We start from the raw sequence: 26,113 nt of genomic DNA on the forward strand, positions 1-26,113 counted from the left end.
GGCCCTCCAGGGCCGCTCGATTCCGGCCAGAGCCGGCTTGACCCGACGACCCCGGGCCGCCCGCGGTCAGGACAGCGCGGCCTTCACGGCGGCGGCGACCCGGCCACCCTCGGCCAGGCCCTCCACCTGAGGCTTCACCAGCTTCATCACGGCGCCCATCGCCTGCGGGCCGCTCGCCCCGGTCTCGGCCACGGCGGCCGCCACGATCGCGGCGAGCTCCTCGTCGGAGAGCTGCTTGGGCAGGTAGGTCGCCAGCACCTCGCCCTCGGCCCGTTCCCGGGCGGCCTGGTCGGTGCGACCGGCGCCGTCGAAGGCCTCGGCGGCCTCCCGGCGCTTCTTCGCCTCGCGGCCGATCACCTTCAGCACGTCGGCGTCGGACAGCTCGCGCTTCTGCTTTCCCGCCACCTCTTCGCTGGTGACGGCGGACAGCGTGAGCCGGATGGTGGACGCGCGCAGCTCGTCCCGGACCCTGATGGCAGCCGTGAGGTCCTCCTGCAGCTGCTCCTTGAGCGTTGTCATTTCCTCTTCTTATCCTTCGGCTGTGGGTGGTCTCAACCGGTTTCCACCGGGTATCCCCTGCGGATTGTGCAGGTGAACGAGTATGCCGTGCCGAGGCCGGCCGGGGTCATGTGACGACGCGTCGGACGGTGGCCGATCGCGACCGGGAAGGGGCAGTGGATTCCAGTCGACATGGCCGATAACGGCTGCATACTCGCGGCAGAACAGTCGGAAATTGCCGGAAGCACCGAGGAGTTGCCGGTGCCAAAAGGGGCAAATCGAACGTAGCGGCAGGTTCGCGAAATAGTCCGCGTAGTACACTCGTTCGCAGCTAGCTTGAGTATCCTAACGGGCTGTGGTCACCTCACCGATAACGGCCGCTCCCGAGCCGCAGCAGAAAGCCGCTGTCAAGTCCCCAACTCATTTTTCCACGGTTCTGACACATCGCGACCCACGCTCGGCGCGAGTGCTTCCGCATGCGCTCCGCCATGACCGCGTGGTCAGTAATGATCGTTTCCGGAGTGATTGGCGCCGCAGTCCGGCGCGTTAAGTTCCGACTTGGATTCTGCTCACGACAGCAGGAAGCGCGGGGGAATGGACAACAATCAGCTTCGCTCCATGTTAGTAACCCAACGAAAGATGGTCGGCTGGAGCCAGGAGCAATTAGCCGAGCATTCCAATGTCAGTGTGCGGACCATTCGCAATCTGGAAACCGGCGCCATCAAGAATCCGCGGCGCAGTTCCGTGGAACTCCTGGTCGGCGCCCTGCTGTCCGCGGCGACCAGCCAGGACACCCTGATATCCCACGTTGCCAATGCGGGTAATCCGACCGGGATGCTGTCCTCCCGACTGGAACCCGGTCTGCTGACCAATGTCGTCGAGGTTCCGGACAACGCCCGGTGGCAGGGGCTGCGCCCCAAGACGGACATCACCGTCGGGCGCCAGGCCGACCTGCTGCACGTGGTGACCACCCTCCGGCCGGGCCGGCCGCTGGTGCTCACCGGCCCCGCCGGCGTTGGGAAGACCCGGCTGGCACTGGATTCCGCGGCCCATCTGCTCGACCGCTTCCGCGACGGCGTGGTGGTCCTGGAGCTCGGCTCGGTGACCCCCGAGAGTGTCGACGCCGGCGCCGCCTCGGCGGAGGTGCAACGCTCGCTCGACACCCTGCTGCACGGCTACGACCGGGACCCGCGGACCAACCCCGAGCTGCAGATGATGGTCGTCATCGACAACGCCGAGCACGTCATCGGCGCGGCGACCCGGCAGGTCAGGATGCTGCTGGACCGGCATCCCGCGCTCCACATCCTGATCACCTCGCTGCGGGCGCCGGCCTCCATCCCGGCGGACCTGTGGGAGGTGTCGCCGCTGTCGGTCGACTACCCCGAGGGCAGCTACGGCTGCCCGCCCGCCGCCGAGCTGTTCTGCCGCCGGGTGCACTCCATCGTCCCGACGCTGGACCTCAGTGACCAGATGCCGCAGGTGGTGGAGCTCTGCCGGCGGCTGGGCGGTCTCGCGCTCGCCATCGAGAACGCCGCCTTCCGGATGCGCTCGGTGCCCCTGCAGGTCCTGGTGGACGAGTGCCAGGTGCTGCCGATCCTCGGCCAGGACGAGGTGGGCGGGCTGTCCCACCACCGCTCGCTGCACCGCAGCCTCGCCTGGGCGTACGGACTGCTCGACGACCGGCAGCGCAGAGCCCTCAGACAGCTGTCCCGCTTTCCCGATGAATTCACCATCGACGATGTCCGGCAGGAACCGGTCGACGGCGGCCGGGAGCCCTCCCGCAATATCGATGTGCTGGCCGATCTCGTGGATTTCTCCGTCATCCAGGTGAAACGTGGCCACCAGTACGCGTACCGGGTCCCCCGGATGATGCGCGAGTACGTCAACGCCATTCCGGCCTGAGGCCGGCACACACACTCACACCGTCCGCTCGTCGGGGCGCTTTCCGTCCATGCCGGCCGTACTGCCGCGCCCGGAATCATTTCCGGGCCGGCCCGGTTGTCGGGCGATCATTCGATCGAATCGACCGGTTCGCTCCTCCGGCCTGTCCGGAAACGCCTCTGCGGCACATTCAGCACTGCCCGGCGAAACGCCCTGAGCGCAAATGGGGATCGATGACCACGATAGACTCCTCCGTCCGCAACGACAGAACCGACGAAACGTCGGACGAAACTCCGCTGCCGGAAACCGGTGTGGCGCCCCTGGTGGACGGCGCGAAACTGATCGGTGATCCCCGGGACAGCGCCGTCGTCCGGGCTTCACACCGCGTTTACGAACACTTGATTGCGATGTTCGCGCCCGGCATGATCGAGGCCGCATTCGACCTCGGTGTGTTCGTCGCCCTGGCGGAGGGCCCGGCCACCCCGGCCGCGCTCGCCGAGCGACTGGACGCCGACACCCACGGCCTGCGGGTGCTGCTCGACGGCCTGTACTGCTACGACATCGTCCAGCGGTCGCGCACCGAGGACGGTCAGGATGTCTACCGGCTGGTGGACGGCATGGCCGAGTGCCTGCTGCCCGGCGGCCTGTACAGCCTGGCCGGCCGGATCGGCTACGACCGGGCGATCGGCTGGGACGTCTGGCGCAACCTCGCGGACCACGTCAAGCGGCCCGCCCGCGGCGCGGACGGCGACTACCAGGCCAACCAGCTGTCCGCCGAGGACTACGAGCAGGTGGCCCGCGGCATCAACTTCTGGGCACCGCCGATCGTCGAGTCGCTCGCCAACCTCCTGGCGGAGGAAGAGGGTTGGAAGGGCGAGGCGGACCGCTCGATGCTCGACGTCGGCTGCGGCACCGGCATCTACAGCCAGCTGCTCCTGCAGCGCTTCAGGGGACTGCGGGCCACCGGCCTGGACCACCCGCGGATCGTGCCCATCGCCCGCGGGCAGGCGGAGCGGCTGGGCGTGCAGGACCGGTTCGAACCGGTGGAGCGCAACTTCTTCACCGAGGCGTGGGACACCGGCCAGGACCTCGTCCTGCTGGTGAACATCTTCCACCTCCAGACCGCGGAGGGCTCCGAGGAGCTCATGCGACGGGCGGCGCAGGCGGTGCGCCAGGGCGGCGTGGTCGCCATCGTCGACCACATCGTGGACGACGAGACCGACGCCCAGTCGATCCAGAACCGCTTCTTCCGACTGTTCGCCGCGTCGATGCTCGTCACCGGCGGCGGAGACTCCTTCTCCCTGGCGGACTACGACCAATGGCTCGACCGGGCCGGCCTGGTGAGGACGGCACTGGTCGACACCCCGATGCACCGGATCCTGCTCGCCCGGCGCCCGTGAACACCACCAGCCCGGCCGAACCCCCTGTTCGGCCTGCCGGATTCCATTCCTCAGAGGGGACCAGGACGTGACCGACAACCTCGTGCTCGAAGCGGCGAGAATGACCGCCGCCGACATCTTCAACGCCACCGTCGCATCCTCGGCGATCGGCGCCGCCTGGGAGGTCGGGGCGCTCGACGAACTGGCGGACCAGGACAAGCTGGACGTCGCCGAGTTCTCGGAACGCAACGACCTCGACCGGTTCGCCGTCGAGGGCATGTTCCAGGCACTGGCCAGCGTCCGCATCGTGCAGCGGCAGGGCGCCCTGATCGTCGGCGACGTGAACTTCGCCGAGGTGTACCGCGCCAAGGCCTTCTACCACTGGCTGTCCCGCGGCTGCGCGTCGCTCTTCGCCGACATGCCCGCCGTGCTGAAGAACGAGAACCGGATCGGCGACTTCTACCGCCGCGACTCGGCCGCCATCGCGATCGCCTGCCGCGACATCAACTCGAACTTCTTCGACCCGGTGTTCAAGAAGGCCCTGGGCTCGGTCGGTGAGTTCGGCAAGATCGCCGACCTCGGCTGCGGCAGCGGCGAGCGCATCATCAGCGTGCTGCGGCAGAACCCGAACGCTACCGGCCTCGGCATCGACATCGCCGAGGGCGCGCTGGGCGTGGCCCGGGCCTCGACCAAGGAGGCCGGCTTCGAGGGCAAGGTGTCCTTCGTCAAGGACGACGCCACCAACCCGCAGCCGCACCCGGAGTTCGCCGACGTCGACCTCCTGACCTCCTTCCTGATGGGCCACGACTTCTGGCCGCGGGAGAACTGCATCGCCTCCCTGCGCGGGCTGCGCGAGGCGTTCCCGAACGTCAAGCGCTTCCTGCTCGGCGACACCGCGATGACCACCGACATCCCGGACTCCGAGATCCCGGTCTTCACCCTGGGCTTCGAGGTCGCGCACCGCATGATGGGTGCCTACCTGCCGACCCTGGAGGAGTGGAACGGTGTGTTCGAGGAGGGCGGCTGGCGCCTGGTCGAGGCGCACCGCGTGGTGACCCCGGCGGACAGCGTGATCTTTGAGCTCGAGCCGCTTGCCGCCTGATGACACGGAAGTGCTCCGGGGCCGAGCACCCCGGAGCACTTCTCGCTGTGTACAGACAGTTTGACGAGACGTCAGTTCGCCTGGGCGTCGCTCTCCTCGGCCTTGGGCATGGTGTAGCCCGGGCCGGTGGGCCGCACCTCGGTGATGCCGGGAGCGCGCCGCATCATCACGCCCTGCTGGACGGCCAGCGTCACACCGACCCCGAGCCAGACCCCGTTGCCGTTGAACCGGCCGTGGAAGAAGACCACTTCGACGCCGCCGACGATCAGGCGCTCGGCCAGGTTCGCCACCCACAGTTTGGCGGTGGTCCGGCCGCCCTTGCGCAGCAGTCGGCCGGTCTGGTCGCGCCACATGGGCATCGTCAGACCGCGGTAGTAGCCGAAGACCAGCGAGAACGCCAGGCCGATGAGCAGGAAGACGATGCTGCTCGTCTTCGCCTCGGCCGGGCCCGGCGGCAGGAAGCCGCGCAGCACGAGCATCGCGACCCACAGGAAGGTCTGGGCCCTGACGTCGCGGACGCTGAACTGGGAGACGAGGACGATCGCCGTGATGAGGACGATGAACGCCACGTTGAGTACGGCGAAGACCGTGTCGTCCGCGGGCGAGTGCTGAGCGGCCAGGGATCCCCAGGATGCCAACAGCGTCATTGAGCCACCTCGGTGGTGTTAGGGGTGATGGTCGGACCAAGTGCCTTGGGACAGAAGGTCGCTGAGCGCGGAAACCACCGCGGCCGGGGCGGTGCGCGGGCGCCGGCTGCCAAAGGCGCCCGCGTCGGCGCCGGCCGGCGGCCGGCAGATCACCCGCGGTCGGGGTCGCGGCGCCACAACACAGCTGATAATCCTGGGAGTTGATGGCGACATCGACGGCACACCGGTGTCCATGCTCCGAGCATAGGGGGCGGACTCGGCCGATCTCCAGGCAAACCGACGGCAATCCGGTCACCCGTCGAGTTGGTGCGGTCACCGAACGTTCGATCTTGCCGAGTCGTTGCCGGAGCCGATGCCTGGAATGTCGGGCCCCGACCCGGCGACGATCCATGTATGACCGACATCGCCTCCGACCAGATCCCTGATGTGATCAGTCAGCTGGTCCACCTCATCGCACCGACCAAGAAGGACCAGATCGGTCCGGACACCAAGCTCGTCAGCGAACTGAGCTACCACTCGCTCGCGATGGTCCAGCTGGGCCTCACCATCGAGGACGTCTTCGAGTTCGACAGCCTGCCCCAGGAGCGCGCCTCGCAGCTGGAGACCGTCCACGACATCGTCGAGCTCGTCCGGGAGATGCTGGACGAGGGCGAGGGTGCCCTGCCGACCGTCGACCACCTGCAGTCCATCGTCGTCCCGCTCGGCGGTGACTGGCCGCCGGCGTCCTGACCGCGCGACACCGCACATGTCCTGACGCTGCGTCACCGCCCCCGGGCCAGGCACCGACCTGGCCCGGGGGCGGACCCATGTCCGGGCGGCCCGGGTCCGACCGGTTCGTGTCCGGGGCCCGGGTCCGGGGCTCAGGCCCCGGCGCGGAAGGCCAGCACGGTGTTGTGCCCGCCGAAGCCCGCGCTCTGGGTGAGCGCCACCAGCGGACCGGCGCGCAGCGGGCGGGGCGCGAGGCGGACCACGTCCAGGTCGATCGCGTCGTCCAGGTCGTCCAGGTTGATGGTGGGCGGGGCGGTGCGGTGGTGCAGGGCCAGGACGGTGGCCACCGCGGCCAGTGAGCCGGAGGCGCCGATCAGGTGCCCGGCCGAGGACTTGACGGCCGACACGGCCGGCCGCACGCCGTCCAGCACGGTACGGATCGCCAGCGCCTCGGCCGCGTCGCCCACCGAGGTGGAGGAGGCGTGCGCGCTGACGTGGCCGACCTCGGCCGGCTCCACCCCGCCGTCCGCGAGCGCGCGCCGGATGGCCCGCGCCATCCCCTCGCCGTCCGGGTGCGGGCGGGTGATGTGGTGTGCGTCGGCGCTCGCCCCGGCCCCGGCGAACTCGGCGTAGATCCGGGCGCCACGCCGCCGGGCGTGCTCACCGGACTCCAGCACCAGCACCGCCGCGCCCTCGCCGAGGACGAAGCCGTCCCGCTGCTTGTCGAACGGCCGGGAGGCGCAGGACGGGGCGTCGTTGTTGCGGGACAGCGCCTTCATCGCCGCGAAGGCGGTGATCGCCATCGGGTTGATGACCGCCTCCGTGCCGCCGGCCACCACCACGTCGGCCCGGCCCAGCCGGATGAGGTCCAACCCGGCCGCGATGGCGTCGGCGCCCGCCGCGCAGGCCGTCGAGGGCGCGTGGGCCGCCGCCGTGGCGTTCAGCTCCAGCGCGCACAGCGCCGCGGCGGCGTTGTTCATCAGCATCGGCAGGGTGAACGGCGAGACCCGGCGGGTGTCCCCGGCCCGGATCAGGTCGTGCGCCGGCAGCAGGGTGCTCAGGCCGCCGATGCCGCTGCCGATGACCACCGCGAGGCGCTCCGACTCCGGGTGCCCCGGCGCGCCCGCGGCGGTGCTGAAGCCGGCGTCCCGCCAGGCCTCCCGCTGGGCCAGCAGCGCGAACTGGGCGGACCGGTCGGTGCGCCGGGCCTGGACCCGGTCGATCAGCGGGGCCGGTTCCACGGCGGCCGGGGCCGCGATCCGCACCGGCAGGTCCTCGGCCCAGGGCTGGGTGATCGCGACCGCCGCCGAGACCCCGTCGAGCAGTGCCTTCCAGGTGGACCGGGCGTCGCCGCCCAGCGGCGTGGTGGCGCCGAGCCCGGTGATGACGACGTCGTCGCGCTGCACAGGCACGCGGCTCCTCCGATTCGTTCTTGTCGTTCTTGTCGTTCTCGTCGTTCTTGTTGTTCTTGTCGTTCGGGTGACGGCGCCGGTCGCCCGGCGGGTCAGTCGATGCCGACGAAGGCTTCCGGCTTGGCCAGCTGCTCGCTCAGGAACAGGTCGCGCAGCTTGGGGCTGAGCAGGCCGACCTGCCGCAGGATGTGGATGACCTGCTGGAACAGCAGCTGGCGGTAGCCGAACATCATCGGGTCGTTCATCGCGAAGGTGATGCCGGCCTCGACGTCCAGCTCCATGCGCTCCCACACCTCGCGCAGCAGGAAGCGGCGGGACATCAGGAAAACCGACTCCAGCAGGAACTCCTCCCGCCCCGCGCGCTCCTTGCTGTTCATCTGCTCGTACATGCCGGTGAGCGAGACCACGCCGAAGCCGATGTGCCGCGCCTCGTCCTTGGCGATCATCCGGGTGATCTGGGTGATGATCGGCTCCCCGAAGCCGGTGCCCGCCAGGCGGGTCGCCGCCAGGGCGAGGCCCTCGACGATCACCTGCATGCCGAGGTAGACGATGTCCCAGTCGGACTCCGTGAGCAGGTCGCGCAGCAGCGACTTGAGGCCCGGGTTGATCGGGTAGGAGTTGCCCAGCTTCTCGTCGATGTACTTGGCGTACGCCTCGACGTGCCGCGCCTCGTCGGCGACCTGGGCGGCCGCGTAGATCTTGGCCTCCATGTCGGGCACGGTCTCCACCAGCCGGGCGGTGGTCACCAGGGCGCCCTGTTCACCGTGCAGGAACTGACTGATCATCCAGGACAGGTACTCCCACCGGAACTGGTTGATCAGTTCCTCGGGAACCGGGCTGCCCTCGCCGCGGAAGTTCTGCAACCCGGTGCTCTGCCCCTCGTTCAGCAGCGAGCCGAACCGGACCTCGTGGTTCCAGTCGATATCGGTCGCGGCATTCCACTGCGAGATCTTGCTCTTCTCGTAGAGCGACCAGAGGCGATTGTTGCGTTCGCCGTAGTTCCAGTTGAGATTGGCCTTGAACGCGGCGTCGACCTCCATCAGACTCTCCCTGGTCCGGTCCAGGGTGAACAGCACGGTTTCGCGCTCGTGGAATTCGGTAGTCATCGCCGCCGGGCCCCTTCGGATTGACGTACTGCCACACCGGATACTCTCGGGCGAAAGGCACGCGAAAACCTAGGCACTCACTGGGCAACTTGCAGGCATGATGAGTTGCCTGCGCCCCTGCCTGGAACGACACAAAGCCCCCTGGCGACACTGCACCGGAACACCGCTGGGCGTTCCGTATTCCCGCGCACAGGAGCCAGCCGTATGGAGCCGAATTCCGTTCCCCGTCCGACCCGGCAGCTGACCGCCGAGCTCGAAGGGCTGCTGGGCGACCCGCTGGACCCGTCCGGCCCGTACTCCTTCGCCGAGGTCGTGGCGCACGAGGAACTCGGCGAGGTCCCGCCCGGCGCGGAGCGGCTGCTCCTGGACTGGGGCCTGCCGGAGCGCCTCGTCCCGGCGGTGGCCGGCGGGCGGATGCTCAACCTGGAGTCGGTCCTGGCGGTGACCCGCTCGCTGGCGCGCCGCAACCTGACCATGGCGGTGATGTTCGGCTCCAGCATGCTCGGCTGCCAGCCGGTCTGGCTGTGGGGAACGCCCGAGCAGCAGAAGCGGATCGCCGAGGCGGTGACCACCGGGGACAAGCTGTGCTTCGGCATCTCCGAGGCCGAGGTCGGCAGCGACCTGACCACCACGGCCACCACCGCCGTGCTCGACGGCGAGCACTACGTCCTGGACGGCGAGAAGTGGCCGGTCGGCAACGGCAACCGGGCCCGCTTCTACACGGTGCTCGCCCAGGGCCCGCGCGGCCCGATGCTGCTGCTGGCCGACCGGCGCGAGCTGGACCCGGACAGCGTCGAGCCCAAGCCGATCGTCCGCGCCCTGGGCCTGCGCGGCCACGACGTGAGCGGCGTCAGGTTCACCGGCTCCCGGGTGCCCGCCGCCGGCGCGGTCATCGGCCGGCCCGGCCGCGCCCTGATCGACACCGTCCGCACCCTGCAGATCACCCGCACCGCGATCGGCGGCATGTCCCTGGGCAGCATGGACGCCGCGCTGCGGATCGGGCTGGACTACGCGCACGAGCGCCGGCTGTACGGCGCCGAGATCTACCGGCTCCCGGTGGTCCGCCAGCACCTCGTCGACGCGCACCTGGACCTGCTGATCTGCGACTGCGTGGCGATCCCGGTGGCCCGGGCGCTGACCCTCGCCCCGGCCCGGCTGGCCCTGTGGTCCTCGGTGGTCAAGTACCTGGTGCCGGTGATCGGCGAGGAGACCCTGGAGCAGATGTCCAAGGTGCTCGCGGCCCGCAGCTACCTGCGCGAACTGGTCGCCTCCGGCGCCTTCCAGAAGATCCGCCGGGACCACTGCATCACCTCGATCTTCGAGGGCACCACGCACGTCAACCTGTTCAACATCGCGACCCAGCTGGCCGCGCTGGCCCCGCTCGCCGACCGGCCCACCGAAGGCGGAGAGGAACTGCTGGCCCGGCTGTTCGACCTCTCCGCCGAGGCCCCGGTCTGGGAGCCGGACGGCAACAGGCTGGCCCTCGCGACCAACGGGCAGGACGAGATCACCCGGGGCTGGGGCACCGCGGTGGAGCGGCTGGCCCGGGTGGCCGCGGCCGAGTGCGCGCCCGGGCAGGCCCGCGACCTGGCCGAGGTGGTGGCCGAACTGGACCGCCGCCGGGCCGCGCTGTACGGGCGCATCGCGGAGCACGGCATCGAGGCGGCCTCGGTGGCCGGCTCACGCACCGCGGAGGACCACTGCGTGTTCCACGCCGCCGCCTCCTGCGTGCACGTCTGGCTGCACAACCGGGGCGCCGCGCCGGACGCCGGCTGGCTCGTCCTGGTGCTCCGACGGCTGCTGCAGCGCCTGGACCGGGACGTGGTGCTGGACGAGCGGGAGGCGTACCTGCCGGGGCTGGAGGCCGTGATGGAGGAGTGCCGGGCCGGCCGGCGGTACTTCGGCCTCGAGGCCGTGCTGGAGCACGGCGCGCGGGGCTGACCCGGGCCGAGGACAAGGACGGCGACGACGGAAGGCGGCTCCGACCCGAGGTCGGCGCCGCCTTCGCGCAACTTCCCCTAATCGGCCGTCAGTTGGGCACCAGGGTGACCGGCATGGTGGACGGGACGGTTGTCCGTGGTCACTTGCCGCCTTCGGGAGCGTCCTGGTCGGGCCGCGGCTGCGGCGCGAGGGGTCCGGGGAAGAACGCGGTGGTGGCGCCGGCCGTCTCGCCGCCGTCCACCACGAACTCCTGGCCGGTGACGAACCCGGCCTGGTCGGAGGCGAGGAAGTGGAACACACCGGCGATCTCCTCCGGGGAGGCGTGCCGGCGCGCCGGGATGCGCTCGTTGACCTCCTCCAGCATCGCGTCGGTGTACTCGGCGCGCTGCATCGGCGTCAGCACCGCGCCGGGGGTGACGCACGCGGTGCGCACCAGCGGGCTGAGCTCCATGGCGAAGGTCTGGCAGAGCGAGGCGACCCCGGCCTTGGTGGCGTTGTACGGCGCGTAGAGCGGGTAGCCGCGGCTGCCGTTGACCGAGGCGGTGGCGAGCAGCACGCCGTGGCCCTGCTCGATCAGGTACGGCGCCGAGTGCCGCCACAGGGCCAGCACGCCGACCAGGTTGACGTCGATGGCGCGGCGCACGTCGGCCTCGGTCAGCTCGAGCACCCCGCCGCGGACGCTGATGCCGGCGTTGGCGATCACCACGTCGAGGCCGCCCCGGGCGGCGTGCACGGTGTCGACGGCCTCCTTGACCGCCTGCCAGTCGGCGACGTCGACCTCGAGGAAGCTCACCGTGCCGGCGCCGCCGTCCAGGCCCGCCGCCGGGGCCGCGGGCTTGGTGATGTCGAGGTTGACCACGTGGTCGCCGGAGGCCGCGAACCGCTCGGCGGTGGCCTTCCCGATGCCGCTGGAGGCGCCGGAGACGATGACTGTGCGCATGGACGAGGGCCTTTCGAAAGATGCCGGGCCCGGCCGCCGGAGCGGCCGGGCCCGGGCCGGGTGTGCGGGTGCGGGGCGGGTGTGCGGGTGCGGGGCGGGTGTGCGGGTGCGGGGCGGGTGTGCGGGTGCGGGGCGAGGACGGGCCCTGGGGATCAGACGATGACCCGGTGCCGGTCGGGGGCGTAACCGGCCAGGTTGCGGCGGAGGTTGCGGCTGACGGTGATCTTCTTCAGCCAGCGGTCGGTGCCGTCGTACCGGGCCTTGAAGGAGCGCCGGCCGTGCGCGGCCTGGTAGTTGTCCACGACCAGCAGGGTGCCGGGGCCGACCACGACCTCCTGCTGGACCCGGGTGAGCTCCGCCATCAGCCGGTCCAGGGCCTCGACGGCCTCCGGGTCGTCGCCGACACAGCGCATGAACGGCAGGTCGATGCGCAGGTACGGGGAGAGGCTGTCGCCGAACAGGGCGCTGGTGGGCGCGGGGTCGTCGGCCATCCGGCGGAGCTTGGCGAGCGCCGGGTGGTCGGGGTCGGAGGTCTCCAGCTGCCGGATGTGCTCGGTGTCCGGGAGGATGTGGAACCGGTCCTGGGAGAGGACCTCCCGGGTGCGGTCGTCGAGTTCGGCGTCCCGGACGGAGGCGACGATGGTCGGCACCTCGTCGGCGTTGCGCAGGCCGAACAGGACCAGGTAGTCGCAGCGGTTGGGGTGGAAGCCGTCCTCGGTGTGGAACTCCAGGAGGGCCTCGCTGCCGTAGCCGCTCTGCCGGTCCTCGTCGCCGCGGATCGGCAGGACGTTCTGGATGATGCTGCCCTCCTGGAGGGTGGCCCAGCCGAAGGGCTCGCCCAGCGCGATGCCGACCAGCGCCAGCATGGCCTCCTGGCTGCGGGCCGACTCCGAGGCGATGGCGTCGCGCCAGTGCGCCGGAGTCGGGCCGAGCTCGGCGTCGTCCACCGGGAGTCCGTGCACCAGGCAGGCGGCGGCGGGCTCGCGGCGGCGGAAGTCGGCCAGGAAGGACTGCAGGCCGACCGGCAGCATCCGGTCGAACTGCCAGGCGCGGTCGTAGAAGCCCTCGTCCAGGGGGTTGCCGCAGTCGTCGGCGATCTTGTGGGCGGCCCGGGCCAGTTCGGCGGCCTCGTCCGCACTCAGGGTGTACTGCGCCGGCCGGCCCCGGAGCGGGGTCGGAGCGGTGGCAGCGGAGCGTTCTTGACGAATCATCAGATGTTCCCTTGCTGTTCTCCGACCTGTTCGGCCGGTGGGGCGGACGGATGGTCCTGTGCCGCCTGCCCGGGGCAGGCGACGGGGTGGTGTCACGGGCGGAGGGCCGAGCAGGGTCCCGGCCGGCTCCTCCGCCCGGGTCGGTCAGTCCTCGTCGGCGAACTTGGCGATGAACTCGTCGAGTTCGTCCTGGTCGAGGTCGATGAGCGGCTCCTCGGCCTCGTCGGCGGCGGCCTGCGGCGCCGATTCGGTGACCACGGCGGCCAGTTCGGCGACGGACTTGTGGGTGAAGACGTCCCGCGGGGAGATCTCCAGCCCGGCCTCGCGCGCCGCGGTGACCAGCTTGATCGACATGATCGAGTCGCCACCGAGCGCGAAGAAGCTGTCGTCGATGCCGATCCGCTCGACCTGGAGCACCTCGACGAACAGCTGCCGCAGCAGCTCCTCACGCGGGGTGCGCGGCGCCCGGCTGCCCTCGGCCGCGGCGAAGCGGGGGGCGGGCAGCGCGGCCCGGTCCAGCTTGCCGTGCGGCGTGGTGGGCAGCTCGGGGATCTCGACGACGGCGGCCGGCACCATGTACTCCGGCAGGTGGGCGGCGACCCGGTCGCGCAGCGCGGCGGGGTCGGTGCCGTCCGGCCCGGCCGGCACCACGTAGGCGACCAGCCGCCGCGACCCGGGGGTGTCCTCGCGCAGCTGCACGGTGGCGTGCCGCACGCTCGGGTCGGCGGCCAGCACGGCCTCGATCTCGCCCGGCTCGATCCGGAAGCCGCGCAGCTTCACCTGGTCGTCGGCCCGGCGCAGGTAGTCCAGGCGACCGTCCGGCAGCCAGCGGGCGATGTCGCCGGTGCGGTACATCCGGGCACCCGGCGCGCCGAACGGATCGGCGACGTAGCGGTGCGCGGTCAGGTCGGGCCGGTGCAGGTAGCCCCGGGCCAGGCCGGCGCCGGAGATGTACACCTCGCCGGGCACGCCGGCGGGCAGCGGGCGCAGGCAGTGGTCGAGGACCCGGATCCGGGCGCCGACGACCGGGACGCCGATCGACACGGCGACGCCGGGCTCCAGCGGTCCGCCGACGGTCGCGATGATCGTCGTCTCGGTGGGGCCGTAGATGTTCAGCATCCGCCGGCCCGGGGCCCAGCGGGCCACCAGCTCGGGCGGCAGGACCTCGCCGCCGGTGACGACGGTGATCCCCGCCGGCAGGCTGCCGTCGGCCATCGCGGCCAGCGAGGACGGCGGGATGGTCAGGGTCTGCACCCCGGTCCGGGCCACCCAGTCGGCCAGCGGCTGCCCGGGCAGCATCTCCTCGTAGCTGCCGACGACCACGCAGGAGCCGCTCAGCAGCGCGGTGTTGAGCTCGCCCATCGCGCCGTCGAAGCTGGGCGAGGCGAACCAGAGCACCTTGCGGCCGGGGCCGAGGTCCAGGTGGCGCCGCTGGGTGGCCAGGAAGCTCGCCAGGCCGGCGTGGGTGACCAGGACGCCCTTGGGACGGCCGGTGGAGCCCGAGGTGAAGATGACGTACGCGCCGCAGGCGGGCAGCAGCGGGCGGCCGCGCTCGGCGTCGGTCACCTCGCCGGACGGGGTGTCCGCCGGGGCGGTGAGCCGGTCCGTGGTCACCACCCGGTCGCGCAGCTCCGCCGGGATCTTCTCCACGGCGTCGGGCGCGGCCAGGATCAGGTCCGGCCGGGCCTCGGTGAGCATGAACTCGATCCGGTCGGCCGGGTAGTCGGTGTCCACCGGCATGTGGACGGAGCCGCTCTTCCAGATCGCCAGGATCGTGGTGACCAGCTCGGCGGTGCGGGGCAGCAGGACCGCGACGATGCGCTCCGGGCCGGCCCCGCGCGACAGCAGGACGCGCGCCGACCGGTTGGCCCGGGCGTCGAGTTCGGCGTAGCTCAGCTCCTCGGTGCCGGTCAGCACGGCCGGCGCCTCGGGGTGCTCGGCGACCCGCCGGGCGAACAGCGCCGGGATGGTGGCCGCGGGCTCGGCGGGGGCGGTCGCCGCCCACCGCTCCAGGACGGCCTCCCGGGTCGGCGCGGACAGCAGGTCCAGCCCGGCGAGCGGGGTCCGCGGCGCCTCGGCGAAGGTCTCCAGCACCCGTAGCACCGAGGCCAGCAGGTCGCCGGCCTCCGCCGCGCCGTACAGGTCGGTGCGGTAGTGGAGCTTGACGTCCAGGTGCTCGCCCGGGCGCACCAGCAGCCGCAGCGGGTAGTGCGCGGAGCCGGGGACGGACGGCTCGCGCAGCCCGATGCCCAGGCCCGGTACGGGCTGGGCGACCTCGGCGTGGTCGATGCCGGCGTTCTCGAAGCCGACGATGGTGTCGAAGAGTTCGCCGAGGCCGACCGCCCGCTGGATCTCGGGCAGCCCGAGGTGGTGGTGGGCGATCAGCTCGGACTGCTCGGTCTGCATCCGGACCAGGGCGGCGGACAGCGGCTCCGCCGGGTCGAGCACGGCCCGGAACGGCACGGTGTTCATGACCAGGCCGATCGCGTCCTCGACGCCGGGCAGCTCGGGCGCGCGCCCGGACACCGCGGCGCCGAAGACGACGTCGCCGCGGCCGGTCAGCCGTTCCAGGGCGATCGCCCAGGCGCCGTTGAGCAGGGTGTTCACGGTGATCCCGGCGGCGCGGGCCGCGGCGGTGATCCGGGCGGAGGCGTCGGCGCCCAGGACCTCGTGGGCGGTGCCCTGTGCGGCCAGCACCGACAAGTCGGCGTTCGGGGCGACCAGGGTGGGCTCGTCCAGGCCCGCGAGGGCCCCGGCCCAGGCCCGCTCCGCCGCCGCGCCGTCCCGGCCGGACAGCCAGGCGAGCACCCGGCGGAACGGCATCGGCTCGGGCAGTCCCTCGGCGGAGCCGCCGGCGGCGTACGCGGCGAAGACCTCGCGGTAGAACAGCGGCACCGACCAGCCGTCCAGCAGGAGGTGGTGGTCCGTCACGACCAGCACGTGGCGGTCGCCGGCGAGCCGGACCAGCAGCGCCCGCAGCAGCGGGGCGGAGCCGAGCGGGAACGGGCGGTCGTGCTCCTCGGCCACCAGCTCCTCGACCCGGCGGCCCTGCTCCGCGGGGGCCAGGGCGCCGAGGTCGACCTCCCGCCACGGCACCTCGACCCGCTCGGGGATCACCTGCACGGCCCGGCCGGAGCTCAGCCGTACGAAGCGGGCGCGCAGGTTGGCATGCCGGGCGAGCACCGTGTCGAAGGCGGCGCGCAGGACGGCGGGCGCCACCTCCCCCTCCAGGTCGAAGACCTGCTGGGTGATGTACGCGTCGACGCGGTCGGGTGCGAGCAGCGCGTGGAAGAGCATGCCCTGCTGGAGCGAGGTCAGCGGCCACACCTCGACGGCGTCGGGGTGGGCGGCGTCGATCTCGGCGCGCTCCTCGGCGGCCAGTTCGAGCAGCGGGCCCTCGGACAGCGGGCCCTCGGGCGGCGCGCTCTCGGACAGCGGGCCCTCGGGCGAAGACTGGGCGGCTTCCGCGTCCTCGGCGTCCCGGGCGGCGGCTACCAGGGCGGCCACCGTGCGGTGCAGGAAGACGTCCCGGGGGCTCAGCGCGAGCCCGCCCCGGCGGGCCAGCGAGGAGAGCCGCATGGAAAGCAGCGAGTCGCCGCCCAGGTTGAAGAAGTTGTCGTGGATGCCGATCTTCTCGACCCGCAGCACCTCGGCGAACAGCCCGCGGAGCAGTTCCTCCTGCTCGTCGCGCGGCTCGCCGCCCTCGCCCGCGCCGTCGAAGCGGACCGCGGGCAGGGCCGCCTTGTCCACCTTGCCGTTGACGGTCATCGGCAGCTCGTCCAGGACCAGCACGGCGGTCGGCACCATGTAGCCGGGCAGCACCTCGGCGGCCCGGGCGCGCAAGGCCGCGCCGTCCGCGGTGGCGCCGGGCGCGGCGACCACGTAGCCGACCAGCATCGGCGAGCCGGGGTGGTCCTCGCGGGCCACCACGACGGCGTGCCGCACGCTCGGGTCGGCGGCCAGCACGGCCTCGATCTCGCCCGGCTCGACCCGGAAGCCGCGGATCTTGATCTGGTCGTCGGTGCGGCCGAGGAAGACCAGGGTGCCGTCGTCGTCCCGCTGGGCGCGGTCGCCGGTGCGGTACATCCGGGCGCCCGGCTCGCCGAACGGGTCGGCGACGAAGCGCTCGGCGGTGAGGACCCGCCCGCCGAGGTAGCCGCGCGCGAGGCCGGCGCCGGCCAGGTACAGCTCGCCGGTCACGCCCGGCGGGACGGGCCGCAGCGCGTCGTCCAGCAGGTGGGCCCGCAGGTTGTCGGCGGGGCCGCCGATCACCGGGTGCTCGTGCGCCGCGAAGCGGGCGTACATCGGGTCGACGGTGCACTCGGCCGGCCCGTACAGGTTGTACGCGGACAGGCCCTCGACGGCGCGCAGCCGCTGCCACAGCGGCTCGTCGACGGCCTCGCCGCCGAGCGCGAGGACGCGGACCGTACGGCCCTCGTCGAGCAGCCCCTCGGCGATCAGCCGGCGGGCGAAGCTCGGCGTGGTGTCGAGCACCTCGATGCCGTGCCGGGTGACGTGGTCCAGCAGGGCGTGCGGGTCGGCCCGCAGCTCCTCCTCGATCAGGTGCAGCTCGTGCCCGCCGACCATCCACAGCAGCTGGCTCCACGAGGCGTCGAACACCAGGGAGTTGGTCAGCGCGGCGCGCAGCGGACGGCCGGCGGCGGCCTGCTCCGGCTCGAACAGGTGGTTGCGGTGGCTGTGGAACATGTTGGCCAGCGACCGGTGCTCGATCGCGACACCCTTGGGGCGACCGGTGGAGCCGGAGGTGTAGACGGTGTACGCCAGGTTCTCCGGGCGCAGCGGGGCGAGCCGGTCGGCGTCGGTGAGGTCGGCGCCGTCGGTGAGGTCGGCGCCGTCGGTGAGGTCGGCGCCGTCGGCCTCCGGCGGCAGCTCGTCCAGCAGCAGCCGCTCGGTGCCCTCGGGCAGCCGGGCGGCGGACGCGCCGGTGGTGACCGCGAGGTGCGCGCGCAGTTCGGCGAAGACGGCGGCGATCCGCTCGGCGGGCTGCTCGAGGTCCACCGGCACGTACACCGCACCGGACTTGAGGATCGCCAGCAGGGTGACGACGGCCTCGGCGGTGCGCGGCAGGGCCATCACCACGGGCCGTTCGGGGGCGGCGCCGCGGGCGACGAGCTGCCGGGCCAGCCGGTTGGCGGCGGTGTTGAGCGCGGCGAAGGTGAGCCGCTCGGCGCCGCAGCTGACCGCGGGCGCGTCCGGGGTGCGGGCGGTCTGCTCCTCGAAGAGCCGCACCAGGGTGCCGGGCGGTGTGGCGACCGGGGCCGGGGCGGCGGCGCGGTCGATGCGGCGGCGCTCCTCCCCGGTGAGCAGCGGCAGCCGGCCGACCGGGGTGTCCGGCCGCTCGACGGCGTGGCCGACCAGCAGGCTCAGCCGCTCCAGCAGCGCCTCGGCCCGCTCCTTCGGGTACAGGTCGGCGCGGTAGTTGAGCTCGAAGACGGTGGTCGGGCCGGGGAAGACGGCGAGGCTGAGCGGGTAGTGGGTGCCCTCCGGCACCTCGTCGACGGCCTCACCGGCAAGAGCGAGGCGCAGACCGGCAACGTCGACGCCGCGGGCGGAGGCCGGCAGCGGGAAGTTCTCGAAGGCGATGGTGGTGTCGAAGAGGCTGTCGTGGCCGCTGATCCGGTGGATGTCGGCGAGGCCGAGCCAGGAGTGCTCGGTGAGTTCGGCCTGCTCGTCCTGGACGCGGTCGAGCAGGGCGCCGAACGGTTCGGTGCGGTCGATCCGGACCCGGGCCGGGACGGTGTTGATCAGCAGGCCGACGACCCGGTCCACGCCGGGGACGGCGGCCGGGCGGTCGGCCACGGTGCAGCCGAAGACCACGTCGTCGCTGCCGGTCAGCAGCGCGAGCAGCAGCGACCAGGCGCCCTGGATGACGGTGTTGACGGTGAGGTTGCGGCCGCGGGCGGCCTCGGCCAGCGCGCGGGAGCGCTCCTCGTCCAGTTCCAGGCGGATCCGCTGCTGGGACACGGTTCCGCCGGCCGGGTCGGCGCCGCGGCCGAGCAGGGTCGGGCCCTCCAGGCCGGCCAGCGCCTTGCCCCAGGCGGCCTCGGTGGCGGCGCGGTTGCGGGCGCTCAGCCAGCCGAGGTAGTCGCCGACGGAGACCGCCGGGTCCAGGGCGGTGGCGTCGCCGCCGTGGTGGAGGATCCGGAACAGGTCCTCGACGACCACCGGCATCGACCAACCGTCCATCAGGATGTGGTGGTTGGTCAGCACGAAGACGTGCCGGTCGGCGGCCAGCGCGCACAGGGTGAACCGCAGCAGTGGGGGCTGGGCCATCTCGAAACGGCGGTGGCGCTCCTCGGTGAGCACCTCGCGCAGCCGGGTCTCCTGCTCGGCCGGGGCGAGCCCGGTGAGGTCGACCTCGGCCCACGGCAGTTTCACCTGGGACGCCACGGCCTGGAACGGCTCGCCCGAGCGGCGCTGCAGGAACCCGACGCGCAGCGCGGGGTGCCGGGCCACGACCAGCTCGCCGGCGCGGCGCAGCGCGGCCCGGTCCAGCGGGCCAATCAGCTCGATCGGGAGCTGCATGTTGTAGTGGTCGACGCCCTCGTGCCCGCCGTCGTACAGGGCGTGGAAGAGCATGCCCTCCTGCAGCGGTGTCAACGGCCAGATCGCGTCGAACGAGGTCGGCTTCATTTCCCACTTCTCCAGTGCGCTTCGAGTTCGGCGAGCTCGTCGGCGTCGAGTTCGAGCCGGGGCGCCGCCGGCGGGGCGACGGCCGCCTCGGGCTCGGTCTCGGTGGCGACGTCCGCCAGAGCCGCCACGGTGCGGTGACGGAACACGTCCCGTGGGGTGAGGGACAGGCCGGCGATCCGGGCCCGGCCGGCCAGTCGGGTGGAGGCGATGGAGTCGCCGCCCAGGTCGAAGAAGTTGTCGTCGATGCCCACCTGCTGTCCGTCGAGCACCTCGGTGAAGAGGCGGCACAGCAGGCGCTCGCGGTCGGTGCGCGGCTCGCGCCGCTCCCGCCGGCCCGCCTGCGGAGCGGGCAGCGCGGCCCGGTCGAGCTTGCCGTTGGGGGTGAGCGGCAGGGCGGTCAGCGGCACGATCGCGGACGGGACCATGTAATCGGGCAGTTGCTCCGCGACCTGCTTGCGGGCGGTGTCCGGGTCGGGCACCGCCCCGGGCTCGGGCACCGCGTACGAGACGATCCGCGGGCTGCCCGGGATGTCCTCGCGGACCACCGTGGCGACCTGCCGGATGCCGTCCACCGCGGACAGTGCGGAGTCGATCTCGCCGAGTTCGATCCGGTGGCCGCGGATCTTCACCTGGTGGTCGGCGCGGTCGAGGTAGCGCACCGCTCCGTCGGGGCGGCGTACCCCGAGGTCGCCGGTGCGGTACATCCGGGTGCCGGGCGGGCCGAAGGGGTCGGGGACGAACCGTTCGGCGGTGAGCAGCGGACGGCGGGTGTAGCCGTCGGTGACGCCGGTGCCGGCGATGTAGATCTCGCCGGGCAGGCCGGCCGGGACCGGGCGCAGGGCGCCGTCGAGCAGGTACACCCGCAGGTTGTCGGCCGGGCTGCCGACGGGGACGTCGGCGGTGCCGGTCTCGGACCCGGCCTGCCAGGTGGTGGTGTAGACGGAGACCTCGGTGGGCCCGTACAGGTTGTGCAGGCCGGCCTCACTGGCCTTGCGGAAACGTTCCACCAGACCGGCGGTCATCTTCTCGCCGCCGCAGAACACCTGGCGCAGGCTGCCGCACTCGGCGGCGCCGGGCTCCAGCAGGAACAGTTCCAGGGTGGACGGCACGAACTGCGCGGTGTGGATCCGCTCGGTGCGGATCAGCTCCGGCAGGTAGCCGGGGTGCTGGTCGGCCTCCGGCAGCGCGACCACCATCGTCGCGCCGACGTGCAGGGTCCAGAAGATCTCCCACACCGACGGGTCGAAGCTGATCGAGGTGCGCTGCAGCACCCGGTCGCCGGGCGCGAGCGGGAAGCAACGCTGCATCCAGCGCAGGTAGTTCACGATGCCGCGGTGGGCGACCACGATGCCCTTCGGGCGGCCGGTGGACCCCGAGGTGAAGATCACGTACGAGGTGTGCACCGGGTCGACCGCGCGGTCCGGCGCCGGGCCCGCGCTCTCGCGCGCCGACAGCTCGGCGAAGCTCCGCTCGTCCAGCGTGAGCGCCGGACGGGCGTCCTCGGTCATCGCCCGCACCCGCTCCGGCGGGTACTCCGGGTCCAGCGGGAGGTAGGCGGCGCCGGTGCGCAGCGTCGCGAGCAGCGCCACGACCAGGTCCACGCCGCGCGGCAGCGCCACCGCGACCACGTCGCCGGGGCCGATCCCCCCGGCGGCCATGGTGGCGGCCAACCGCCCGGACAGCGCGTCGAGTTCGGCGTAGCCGACCCGGCGCTCGCCGTACACCACGGCCTCGGCGTCCGGCGTGCGGCGGGCCTGGGCGGTGAACAGCCCGTGCAGGGTGCCCTCCTGGTGCGCCACGGCGGTGTCGTTGCACGCCCCGACCAGCGTGCGGCACTCCTCGGCGTCGACCAACTCGACGCGTCCGAGCGGCAGTTCGGGCTGCCCGACGAAGGCCAGCAGGTACCGCTCCAGCCGCTCCAGCAGCGCCTGCGCCTGCTCGGCGGGGTACAGGTCGGCGCGGTGGGTCAGCTCCAGGCGCAGCCGCGGACCGGGGTGGACGATCAGGGTGAGCGGGTAGTGGGTGACCCCCGTGCGGTCGGACTCGGCGACCCCGATCCGCAGCCCCGGCAGGGTCCGGCGGATCGCCTCACGGTCGGCCGGCGCGTTCTCGAACACCATGGTGGTGTCGAAGAGTTCGCCGAGGCCGAGGCCGCGCTGGATGTCGGCCAGGCCCAGGTGGTGGTGCGCGCCGAGCGCGGCCTGCTCGGCCTGCACCTCGGTGAGCAGCTCGGACAGCGGCCGTTCGGCGGAGAGCCTGACCCGCACCGGGACGGTGTTCATCACCAGGCCGACCAGGTCCTGCATCCCGGCCAGCTGCGGCGGTCGGGCGGACACCGAGGTGCCGAAGACCACGTCGTCCCGGCCGGTCAGCTGCCCGAGCAGCGCCGCCCAGGCGCCCTGGAAGACGGTGTTGACGGTCAGGCCGGCCGTCCGGGCGGTGCGGTTCAGGTCCGCGGAGAGCTTCTCGGACAGCGCCCGGCGGGTCAGCGCGGGCATCTCGGTGGTCAGCGCCGCCCCGGGGGCGACCAGGCAGGGCTGCTCGACGCCGGCGAGCGCGCGCTTCCAGGCGTCCGCGGCGGTGTCCTTCGGCTGACGGTCCTGCCAGCGCAGGTAGGCCGCGAAGGAGACCGGCTCGGACGGCTCGTTCCGATCGGACACCTCGGAGTCCTCGGAGTAGGCCGCGAACAGGTCCTTCAGCATGATCCCGACGGACCAGCCGTCGAAGAGCACGTGGTGGCTGGTGAAGACCAGCAGGTGCCGGTCGTCGGCGGTGCTGATCACGGCGAACCGCAGCAGCGGCGGCTTCGCCAGGTCGAAGCGGGTCGCCTTGTCGGCGGCCAGCAGTTCGGCCGTGCGCTCCCGCTGCTCCTCGGCGCCGAGCCCGCGCAGGTCGTGCTCGGCCCAGGGCACCGTCACCGCGGCCGGGATGGTCTGCCGGGCCTCGCCCAGCTCGTCCAGCGCGAAGTGGGCGCGCAGCGCGTCGTGCCGGGCGACCAGGGCGTCGCAGGCGGCGTGCAGCCGGTCCGGCGCGATCTCGCCGGTCAGGTCGAACACCATCTGGCCGATGTACGGGTCGGCGCCGGTGTCGTCGGCATACAGCGAGTGGAACAGCATGCCCTGCTGCAGCGGGGTCAGCGGCAGGCCTTCGGCCGGGCCCCCGGCGTCGGTCAGCAGCGACCGGTCGAGGTCGGCGGCCCGGCCGCCGTCGGCGACCGCGGCCATGGTGGCGGCCGTGCGGTAGGTCAGGACGTCCTGCGGGGTGAGCGCGAGCCCGGATTTGACCGCCCGCGCGGCGAGCTGGACGGCGGTGATGGAGTCGCCGCCCAGGTCGAAGAAGCTGTCGTCGATGCCGATCTCCTGCGCGCCGAGCACCTCGTGCAGCAACTCGCACAGCACGGTCTCGGTACGGGTGCGCGGCGGCCGGCGGGTGGCGCCGCCGCGGATGTCGGGCTCGGGCAGCGCGTCCCGGTCGATCTTGTTGTTGGAGGTGAGCGGGAAGGCGTCCAGGGCGACGACCGCGGCGGGCACCATGTGCTCCGGCAGGGTCCGGCCGACCCAGGCGCGCAGCTCGGCGGGCTCCACCTCGGCGTCGGGCGCGGGCACCACGTAGGCGACCAGGCGGCGCGCACTGCCCTTCGCGGCGCGGGCCACCACGGCGGCCCGGGCGACCGAGGGGTGCGCGGTGAGTCTGGACTCCACCTCCCCGAGCTCGACCCGGAAGCCGCGGATCTTCACCTGGTGGTCGCTGCGGCCGACGAAGTGCAGTTTGCCGTCCGGCCCCCAGGAGCCGTTGTCGCCGGTGCGGTACATCCGGCTGCCGGGCGGGCCCCACGGGTCCGCGACGAAGCGCTGCGAGGTGAGGCCGGGCCGGCGGTGGTAGCCGACCGAAACGCCGGGGCCGGCCAGGTGGATCTCACCGGTGACGCCGGGCGGCACCGGGCGCAGCAGCCCGTCCAGGACGTACACCCGGGCGTTGTGCAGCGGCGAGCCGATCGACGGCGTGCCGGGGCCGGTCAGCGGCCCCGTCATGGTGGTGAACACGGTGCTCTCGGTGGCGCCGTACACGTTGTGCAGCCGGTGCACGCCGCCCCAGCGGCGGACCAGTTCGGCGGGCAGCGCCTCCGCGCCGACCGCGATGATCAGGTCGTCCGGCAGCGAGCCGGGCGGGAACGCGGCCAGCACCGACGGCACGGTGCCCACGCAGCTGACCCGGTGCCCGGCGATGAACTCGGCCAGCTGCGGGCCGGGCATCAGCTTCGGCGGGGCGATCACCGCGCAGCCGCCGCTCATCAGCCAGACCGACAGCTCCCACACCGACGGGTCGAAGCTGGGCGAGCTGATCATCAGTACCCGCTCGCCCTCGCGCAGCGCCAGCACGCCGGGCTGGGACTCGGCGAAGTCGGCCAGGCCGGTGTGCGGCACCAGCACGCCCTTGGGGCGGCCGGTGGAGCCCGAGGTGTAGATCATGTACGCGAGGTCGGCCGGGGTCGGCGCGGTCGGGGGCGCCGGCTCGGCGGGGTCGGCGGCGTCCAGCGCGGCGGCCACCGCGGCGTCGTCGAGGTGGACCGCGGCGAGGCCGTCGCGGCCCGGGAGCCCGTCGGCGTGCCGGGTGACCATCAGGTCGGGCCCGGCATCGTCGAGCATCCCGTCCACCCGGTCCGCCGGGTAGCCGGGGTCCACCGGGAGGTAGACGGCGCCGGCCTTCATCACCGCGAGCAGCGCCACCAGGTTGTCCAGGCCGCGCGGCAGGGCGACGGCGACGATGCCGCCGCGGCGCACCCCGCGCTCCACCAGCATCCGGGCCAGGCGGTTGACCCGGGCGTCGAGCAGGCGGTACGTGAGGGTCCGCCCCTCGAACTCCACCGCGTCGGCGTCGGGGGTGCGGGCGGCCTGGCGCTCGAACAGCTGCGGCAGGGTGACCCGCTCGGTCGGCCACTCGGTGTCGTTGAAGTCGTTCAGCACCCGGTCCTGCTCGATCGCCGTCGTCAGCTGCAGGCGGGCCAGCGGGGTGTCCGGGTCGGCCTCGGCGAGGCGGTGCAGGAAGGCCGGCAGCCGGACGGTGTGGGCGTCCAGGTCCGCCTGGTCGTAGCGGGCCTCGTTGCCCTCCAGGCGGACGTGCTGCCCGCCGGCCGGGTCGGGGAACAGGGTGAGGACCAGGTCCGGCACCTGGCCGGCGTTGAGGCCGGTCACGGTGGCCGGGAAGCCGGCGAGCTCGGCGCGGTCGCCGGTGGGCACCAGGTTGAGCGCCGCGTGGAACAGCCGGTCGCCCGCGTCGCGCATGCCCAGCTCGCGGCGGATGTGCTCGTGCGGGAAGCGCTGGTGGGTGAGGAGTTCGCCGAGCCGCGCGGAGGTGTGGTCGATCAGCTCGCCCACCGTCATCGCCGCGTCCAGCCGGACGCGCAGCGGCAGTTCGTTGGCGAGCATGCCCGGGGTGGTGCGGGCCGCGTCGGTGCGCCGGACGGTCGCGGTCAGCCCGAGGACCAGGTCCTGATGGCCGCTCAGACCACTGAGGTAGGCGGCCACTCCGGCCGCGACCACCGCCGTCCAGTCGGTGCGGCGGCGCCGGCCGAGCTTGCGCAGCGCGGTCACGTAGGTCGAGGTCAGCAGGGTCTGGGCGCGCAGCACGTCGCCCACCCGGTCGGCGGCGCGGGGGGCCACGGTGACCGGCTCGGGCCGGTCGGTCATCCGCTCCAGCCAGTACGCGCGGTCCGCCTCGTACTGCTCCGAGGCCAGGTACGCGCGCTCCTCCAGCGGCAGCAGCAGGGCGGACGGCAGCGGGCGGCCGCCCGGCTCGGCGCCGGCGACCATCGCCTTGTAGAGCGCGTTGATCCGCTCGGTGAGGATGGCCAGGCCCTGGATGTCGGTCAGCACGTGGTGGTAGCTGCTGTACCAGAACCAGTGGCCGGCACCCAGCCTGAGCAGCACGTCCTCGCCCACCGGGCCGCGCCGCAGGTCGTAGGTGGTGCGCATCCGCTCGGCGATCCACCGGTGGGCGGCCAGCTCCGGGTCGGACCGGTCGGACAGGTCGACGATGTCCCAGCCGGCGTTCGAACGGCCCAGGAACTCCTGGTACGGGCCGTCGGCGTCCTCGCCCAGCCGCACCTCGAAGACCTGGCTCTCGGCGTGCGCCTGCCGGATCGCGCGGTGCCACAGCTCGGGGTCGAGCGGGCCGCGGATCTCGAAGCGGCGCACCAGGTTGAACCTCGGCGAGTCCGGCGCGAACTGCTGGGCGAGCCACAGCGCCCGGCCCGCGGCGGTCAGCGGCGTACGGTCCCCGGCGGTCAGCGGCGTACGGTCCCCGGCCTCGCGGATCGACGAGTGCGGACCGGATCCTTCTTGATCGCTTGCCCGGTACACACCTGGCTCCTCTCCGCGGCGGTCGGCCGGCGGCGCGGGCGGCGCCCTGGCCGACGACCGGGGACCGCACTGACGGTTCTCGCCGCCGATGCTTGCGCGCGCGGACAGAACCGACCAGGAAACTGACCGGCAATCGACCTTGCTGGTCCCGGCCGTGCGCCGGACCGGAGTTGCCCGCTCGATTCCTGGCTTCCTGCCCGTACGAACCGGAGGATGCGGCCTGGGCGGCAGCGACGTTGCTCCGAAGAACGCAAGGATCTGGGAGGAATCGGTCA

General features: G+C 72.7%; 13 protein-coding genes. 5 read left to right on the forward strand and 8 right to left on the reverse strand.

Annotation, left to right across the window (positions count from 1 at the left end; genetic code table 11):
* Positions 1-66: 66 nt before the first annotated feature.
* On the reverse strand, positions 67-519 hold the full coding sequence (locus ACZ52R_RS01205; RefSeq protein WP_360496292.1) for a GatB/YqeY domain-containing protein: 453 nt from the start codon (positions 517-519) through the stop codon (positions 67-69).
* 573 nt (positions 520-1,092) lie between these two features.
* On the opposite strand from ACZ52R_RS01205, the gene ACZ52R_RS01210 reads away from it, so the two are divergent.
* From ACZ52R_RS01210 to ACZ52R_RS01220, 3 genes are all read left to right on the forward strand, one after another.
* Positions 1,093-2,400: a helix-turn-helix domain-containing protein gene (locus ACZ52R_RS01210; RefSeq protein WP_465622714.1), complete on the forward strand. Its 1,308-nt coding sequence runs from the start codon at positions 1,093-1,095 to the stop codon at positions 2,398-2,400.
* 212 nt (positions 2,401-2,612) lie between these two features.
* A complete protein-coding gene (locus ACZ52R_RS01215; RefSeq protein ID WP_465622716.1) occupies positions 2,613-3,779 on the forward strand; it encodes a class I SAM-dependent methyltransferase in 1,167 nt (388 codons plus the stop codon).
* Between the two features lie 67 nt (positions 3,780-3,846).
* Complete coding sequence (locus tag ACZ52R_RS01220) at positions 3,847-4,860, forward strand: class I SAM-dependent methyltransferase (RefSeq protein WP_465622718.1); 1,014 nt, start codon at positions 3,847-3,849, stop codon at positions 4,858-4,860.
* Positions 4,861-4,931: 71 nt separating this feature from the next.
* On the opposite strand, the gene ACZ52R_RS01225 is transcribed toward ACZ52R_RS01220, so the two are convergent.
* Entirely contained in the window at positions 4,932-5,507 is a 576-nt protein-coding gene (locus ACZ52R_RS01225) for a hypothetical protein (protein WP_465752422.1), read from the reverse strand.
* A 393-nt stretch (positions 5,508-5,900) separates the two neighbouring features.
* On the opposite strand from ACZ52R_RS01225, the gene ACZ52R_RS01230 reads away from it, so the two are divergent.
* Positions 5,901-6,236, forward strand: coding sequence for an acyl carrier protein (locus tag ACZ52R_RS01230; RefSeq protein WP_465752424.1), 336 nt, complete (start codon positions 5,901-5,903; stop codon positions 6,234-6,236).
* 131 nt (positions 6,237-6,367) lie between these two features.
* Here ACZ52R_RS01230 and ACZ52R_RS01235 read toward each other — a convergent pair whose 3' ends face one another.
* Together ACZ52R_RS01235 and ACZ52R_RS01240 are read right to left on the reverse strand one after the other, a co-directional pair.
* Entirely contained in the window at positions 6,368-7,627 is a 1,260-nt protein-coding gene (locus ACZ52R_RS01235) for a beta-ketoacyl-[acyl-carrier-protein] synthase family protein (protein WP_465622723.1), read from the reverse strand.
* 92 nt (positions 7,628-7,719) lie between these two features.
* Positions 7,720-8,733: a ferritin-like domain-containing protein gene (locus tag ACZ52R_RS01240; protein WP_465622725.1), complete on the reverse strand. Its 1,014-nt coding sequence runs from the start codon at positions 8,731-8,733 to the stop codon at positions 7,720-7,722.
* 204 nt (positions 8,734-8,937) lie between these two features.
* On the opposite strand from ACZ52R_RS01240, the gene ACZ52R_RS01245 reads away from it, so the two are divergent.
* A complete protein-coding gene (locus tag ACZ52R_RS01245) occupies positions 8,938-10,674 on the forward strand; it encodes an acyl-CoA dehydrogenase family protein (protein ID WP_465752426.1) in 1,737 nt (578 codons plus the stop codon).
* A 139-nt stretch (positions 10,675-10,813) separates the two neighbouring features.
* Here ACZ52R_RS01245 and ACZ52R_RS01250 read toward each other — a convergent pair whose 3' ends face one another.
* From ACZ52R_RS01250 to ACZ52R_RS01265, 4 genes are all read right to left on the reverse strand, one after another.
* Complete coding sequence (locus ACZ52R_RS01250) at positions 10,814-11,614, reverse strand: SDR family NAD(P)-dependent oxidoreductase (protein ID WP_465622728.1); 801 nt, start codon at positions 11,612-11,614, stop codon at positions 10,814-10,816.
* 152 nt (positions 11,615-11,766) lie between these two features.
* Positions 11,767-12,825 (reverse strand): guanitoxin biosynthesis L-enduracididine beta-hydroxylase GntD, encoded by a 1,059-nt coding sequence (gene gntD / locus ACZ52R_RS01255; RefSeq protein WP_465752428.1) that lies wholly within the window; start codon positions 12,823-12,825, stop codon positions 11,767-11,769.
* Between the two features lie 144 nt (positions 12,826-12,969).
* Positions 12,970-19,479, reverse strand: a complete 6,510-nt coding sequence (locus tag ACZ52R_RS01260; protein ID WP_465752430.1) for an amino acid adenylation domain-containing protein — start codon at positions 19,477-19,479, stop codon at positions 12,970-12,972.
* Positions 19,476-25,838 carry an amino acid adenylation domain-containing protein gene (locus ACZ52R_RS01265; RefSeq protein WP_465752432.1) on the reverse strand — a complete coding sequence of 2,121 codons (6,363 nt, stop codon included), beginning with the start codon at positions 25,836-25,838 and terminating at the stop codon, positions 19,476-19,478. The genes ACZ52R_RS01260 and ACZ52R_RS01265 overlap by 4 nt, the downstream gene beginning before the upstream one ends.
* Between the last annotated feature and the right edge of the window lie 275 nt (positions 25,839-26,113).

It is taken from the genome of Kitasatospora sp. NPDC034023, assembly GCF_055575795.1.

Bases quoted from the DNA above. Each gene is read 5' to 3' on its own strand.
- ACZ52R_RS01205 (WP_360496292.1), bottom strand. From the start codon at position 519: ATGACAACGCTCAAGGAGCAGCTGCAGGAGGACCTCACGGCTGCCATC.
- ACZ52R_RS01260 (WP_465752430.1), bottom strand. From the start codon at position 19,479: ATGAAGCCGACCTCGTTCGACGCGATCTGGCCGTTGACACCGCTGCAG.
- ACZ52R_RS01250 (WP_465622728.1), bottom strand. From the start codon at position 11,614: ATGCGCACAGTCATCGTCTCCGGCGCCTCCAGCGGCATCGGGAAGGCC.
- ACZ52R_RS01240 (WP_465622725.1), bottom strand. From the start codon at position 8,733: ATGACTACCGAATTCCACGAGCGCGAAACCGTGCTGTTCACCCTGGAC.
- ACZ52R_RS01245 (WP_465752426.1), top strand. From the start codon at position 8,938: ATGGAGCCGAATTCCGTTCCCCGTCCGACCCGGCAGCTGACCGCCGAG.
- ACZ52R_RS01230 (WP_465752424.1), top strand. From the start codon at position 5,901: ATGACCGACATCGCCTCCGACCAGATCCCTGATGTGATCAGTCAGCTG.
- ACZ52R_RS01210 (WP_465622714.1), top strand. From the start codon at position 1,093: ATGGACAACAATCAGCTTCGCTCCATGTTAGTAACCCAACGAAAGATG.
- gntD (WP_465752428.1), bottom strand. From the start codon at position 12,825: ATGATTCGTCAAGAACGCTCCGCTGCCACCGCTCCGACCCCGCTCCGG.
- ACZ52R_RS01215 (WP_465622716.1), top strand. From the start codon at position 2,613: ATGACCACGATAGACTCCTCCGTCCGCAACGACAGAACCGACGAAACG.
- ACZ52R_RS01225 (WP_465752422.1), bottom strand. From the start codon at position 5,507: ATGACGCTGTTGGCATCCTGGGGATCCCTGGCCGCTCAGCACTCGCCC.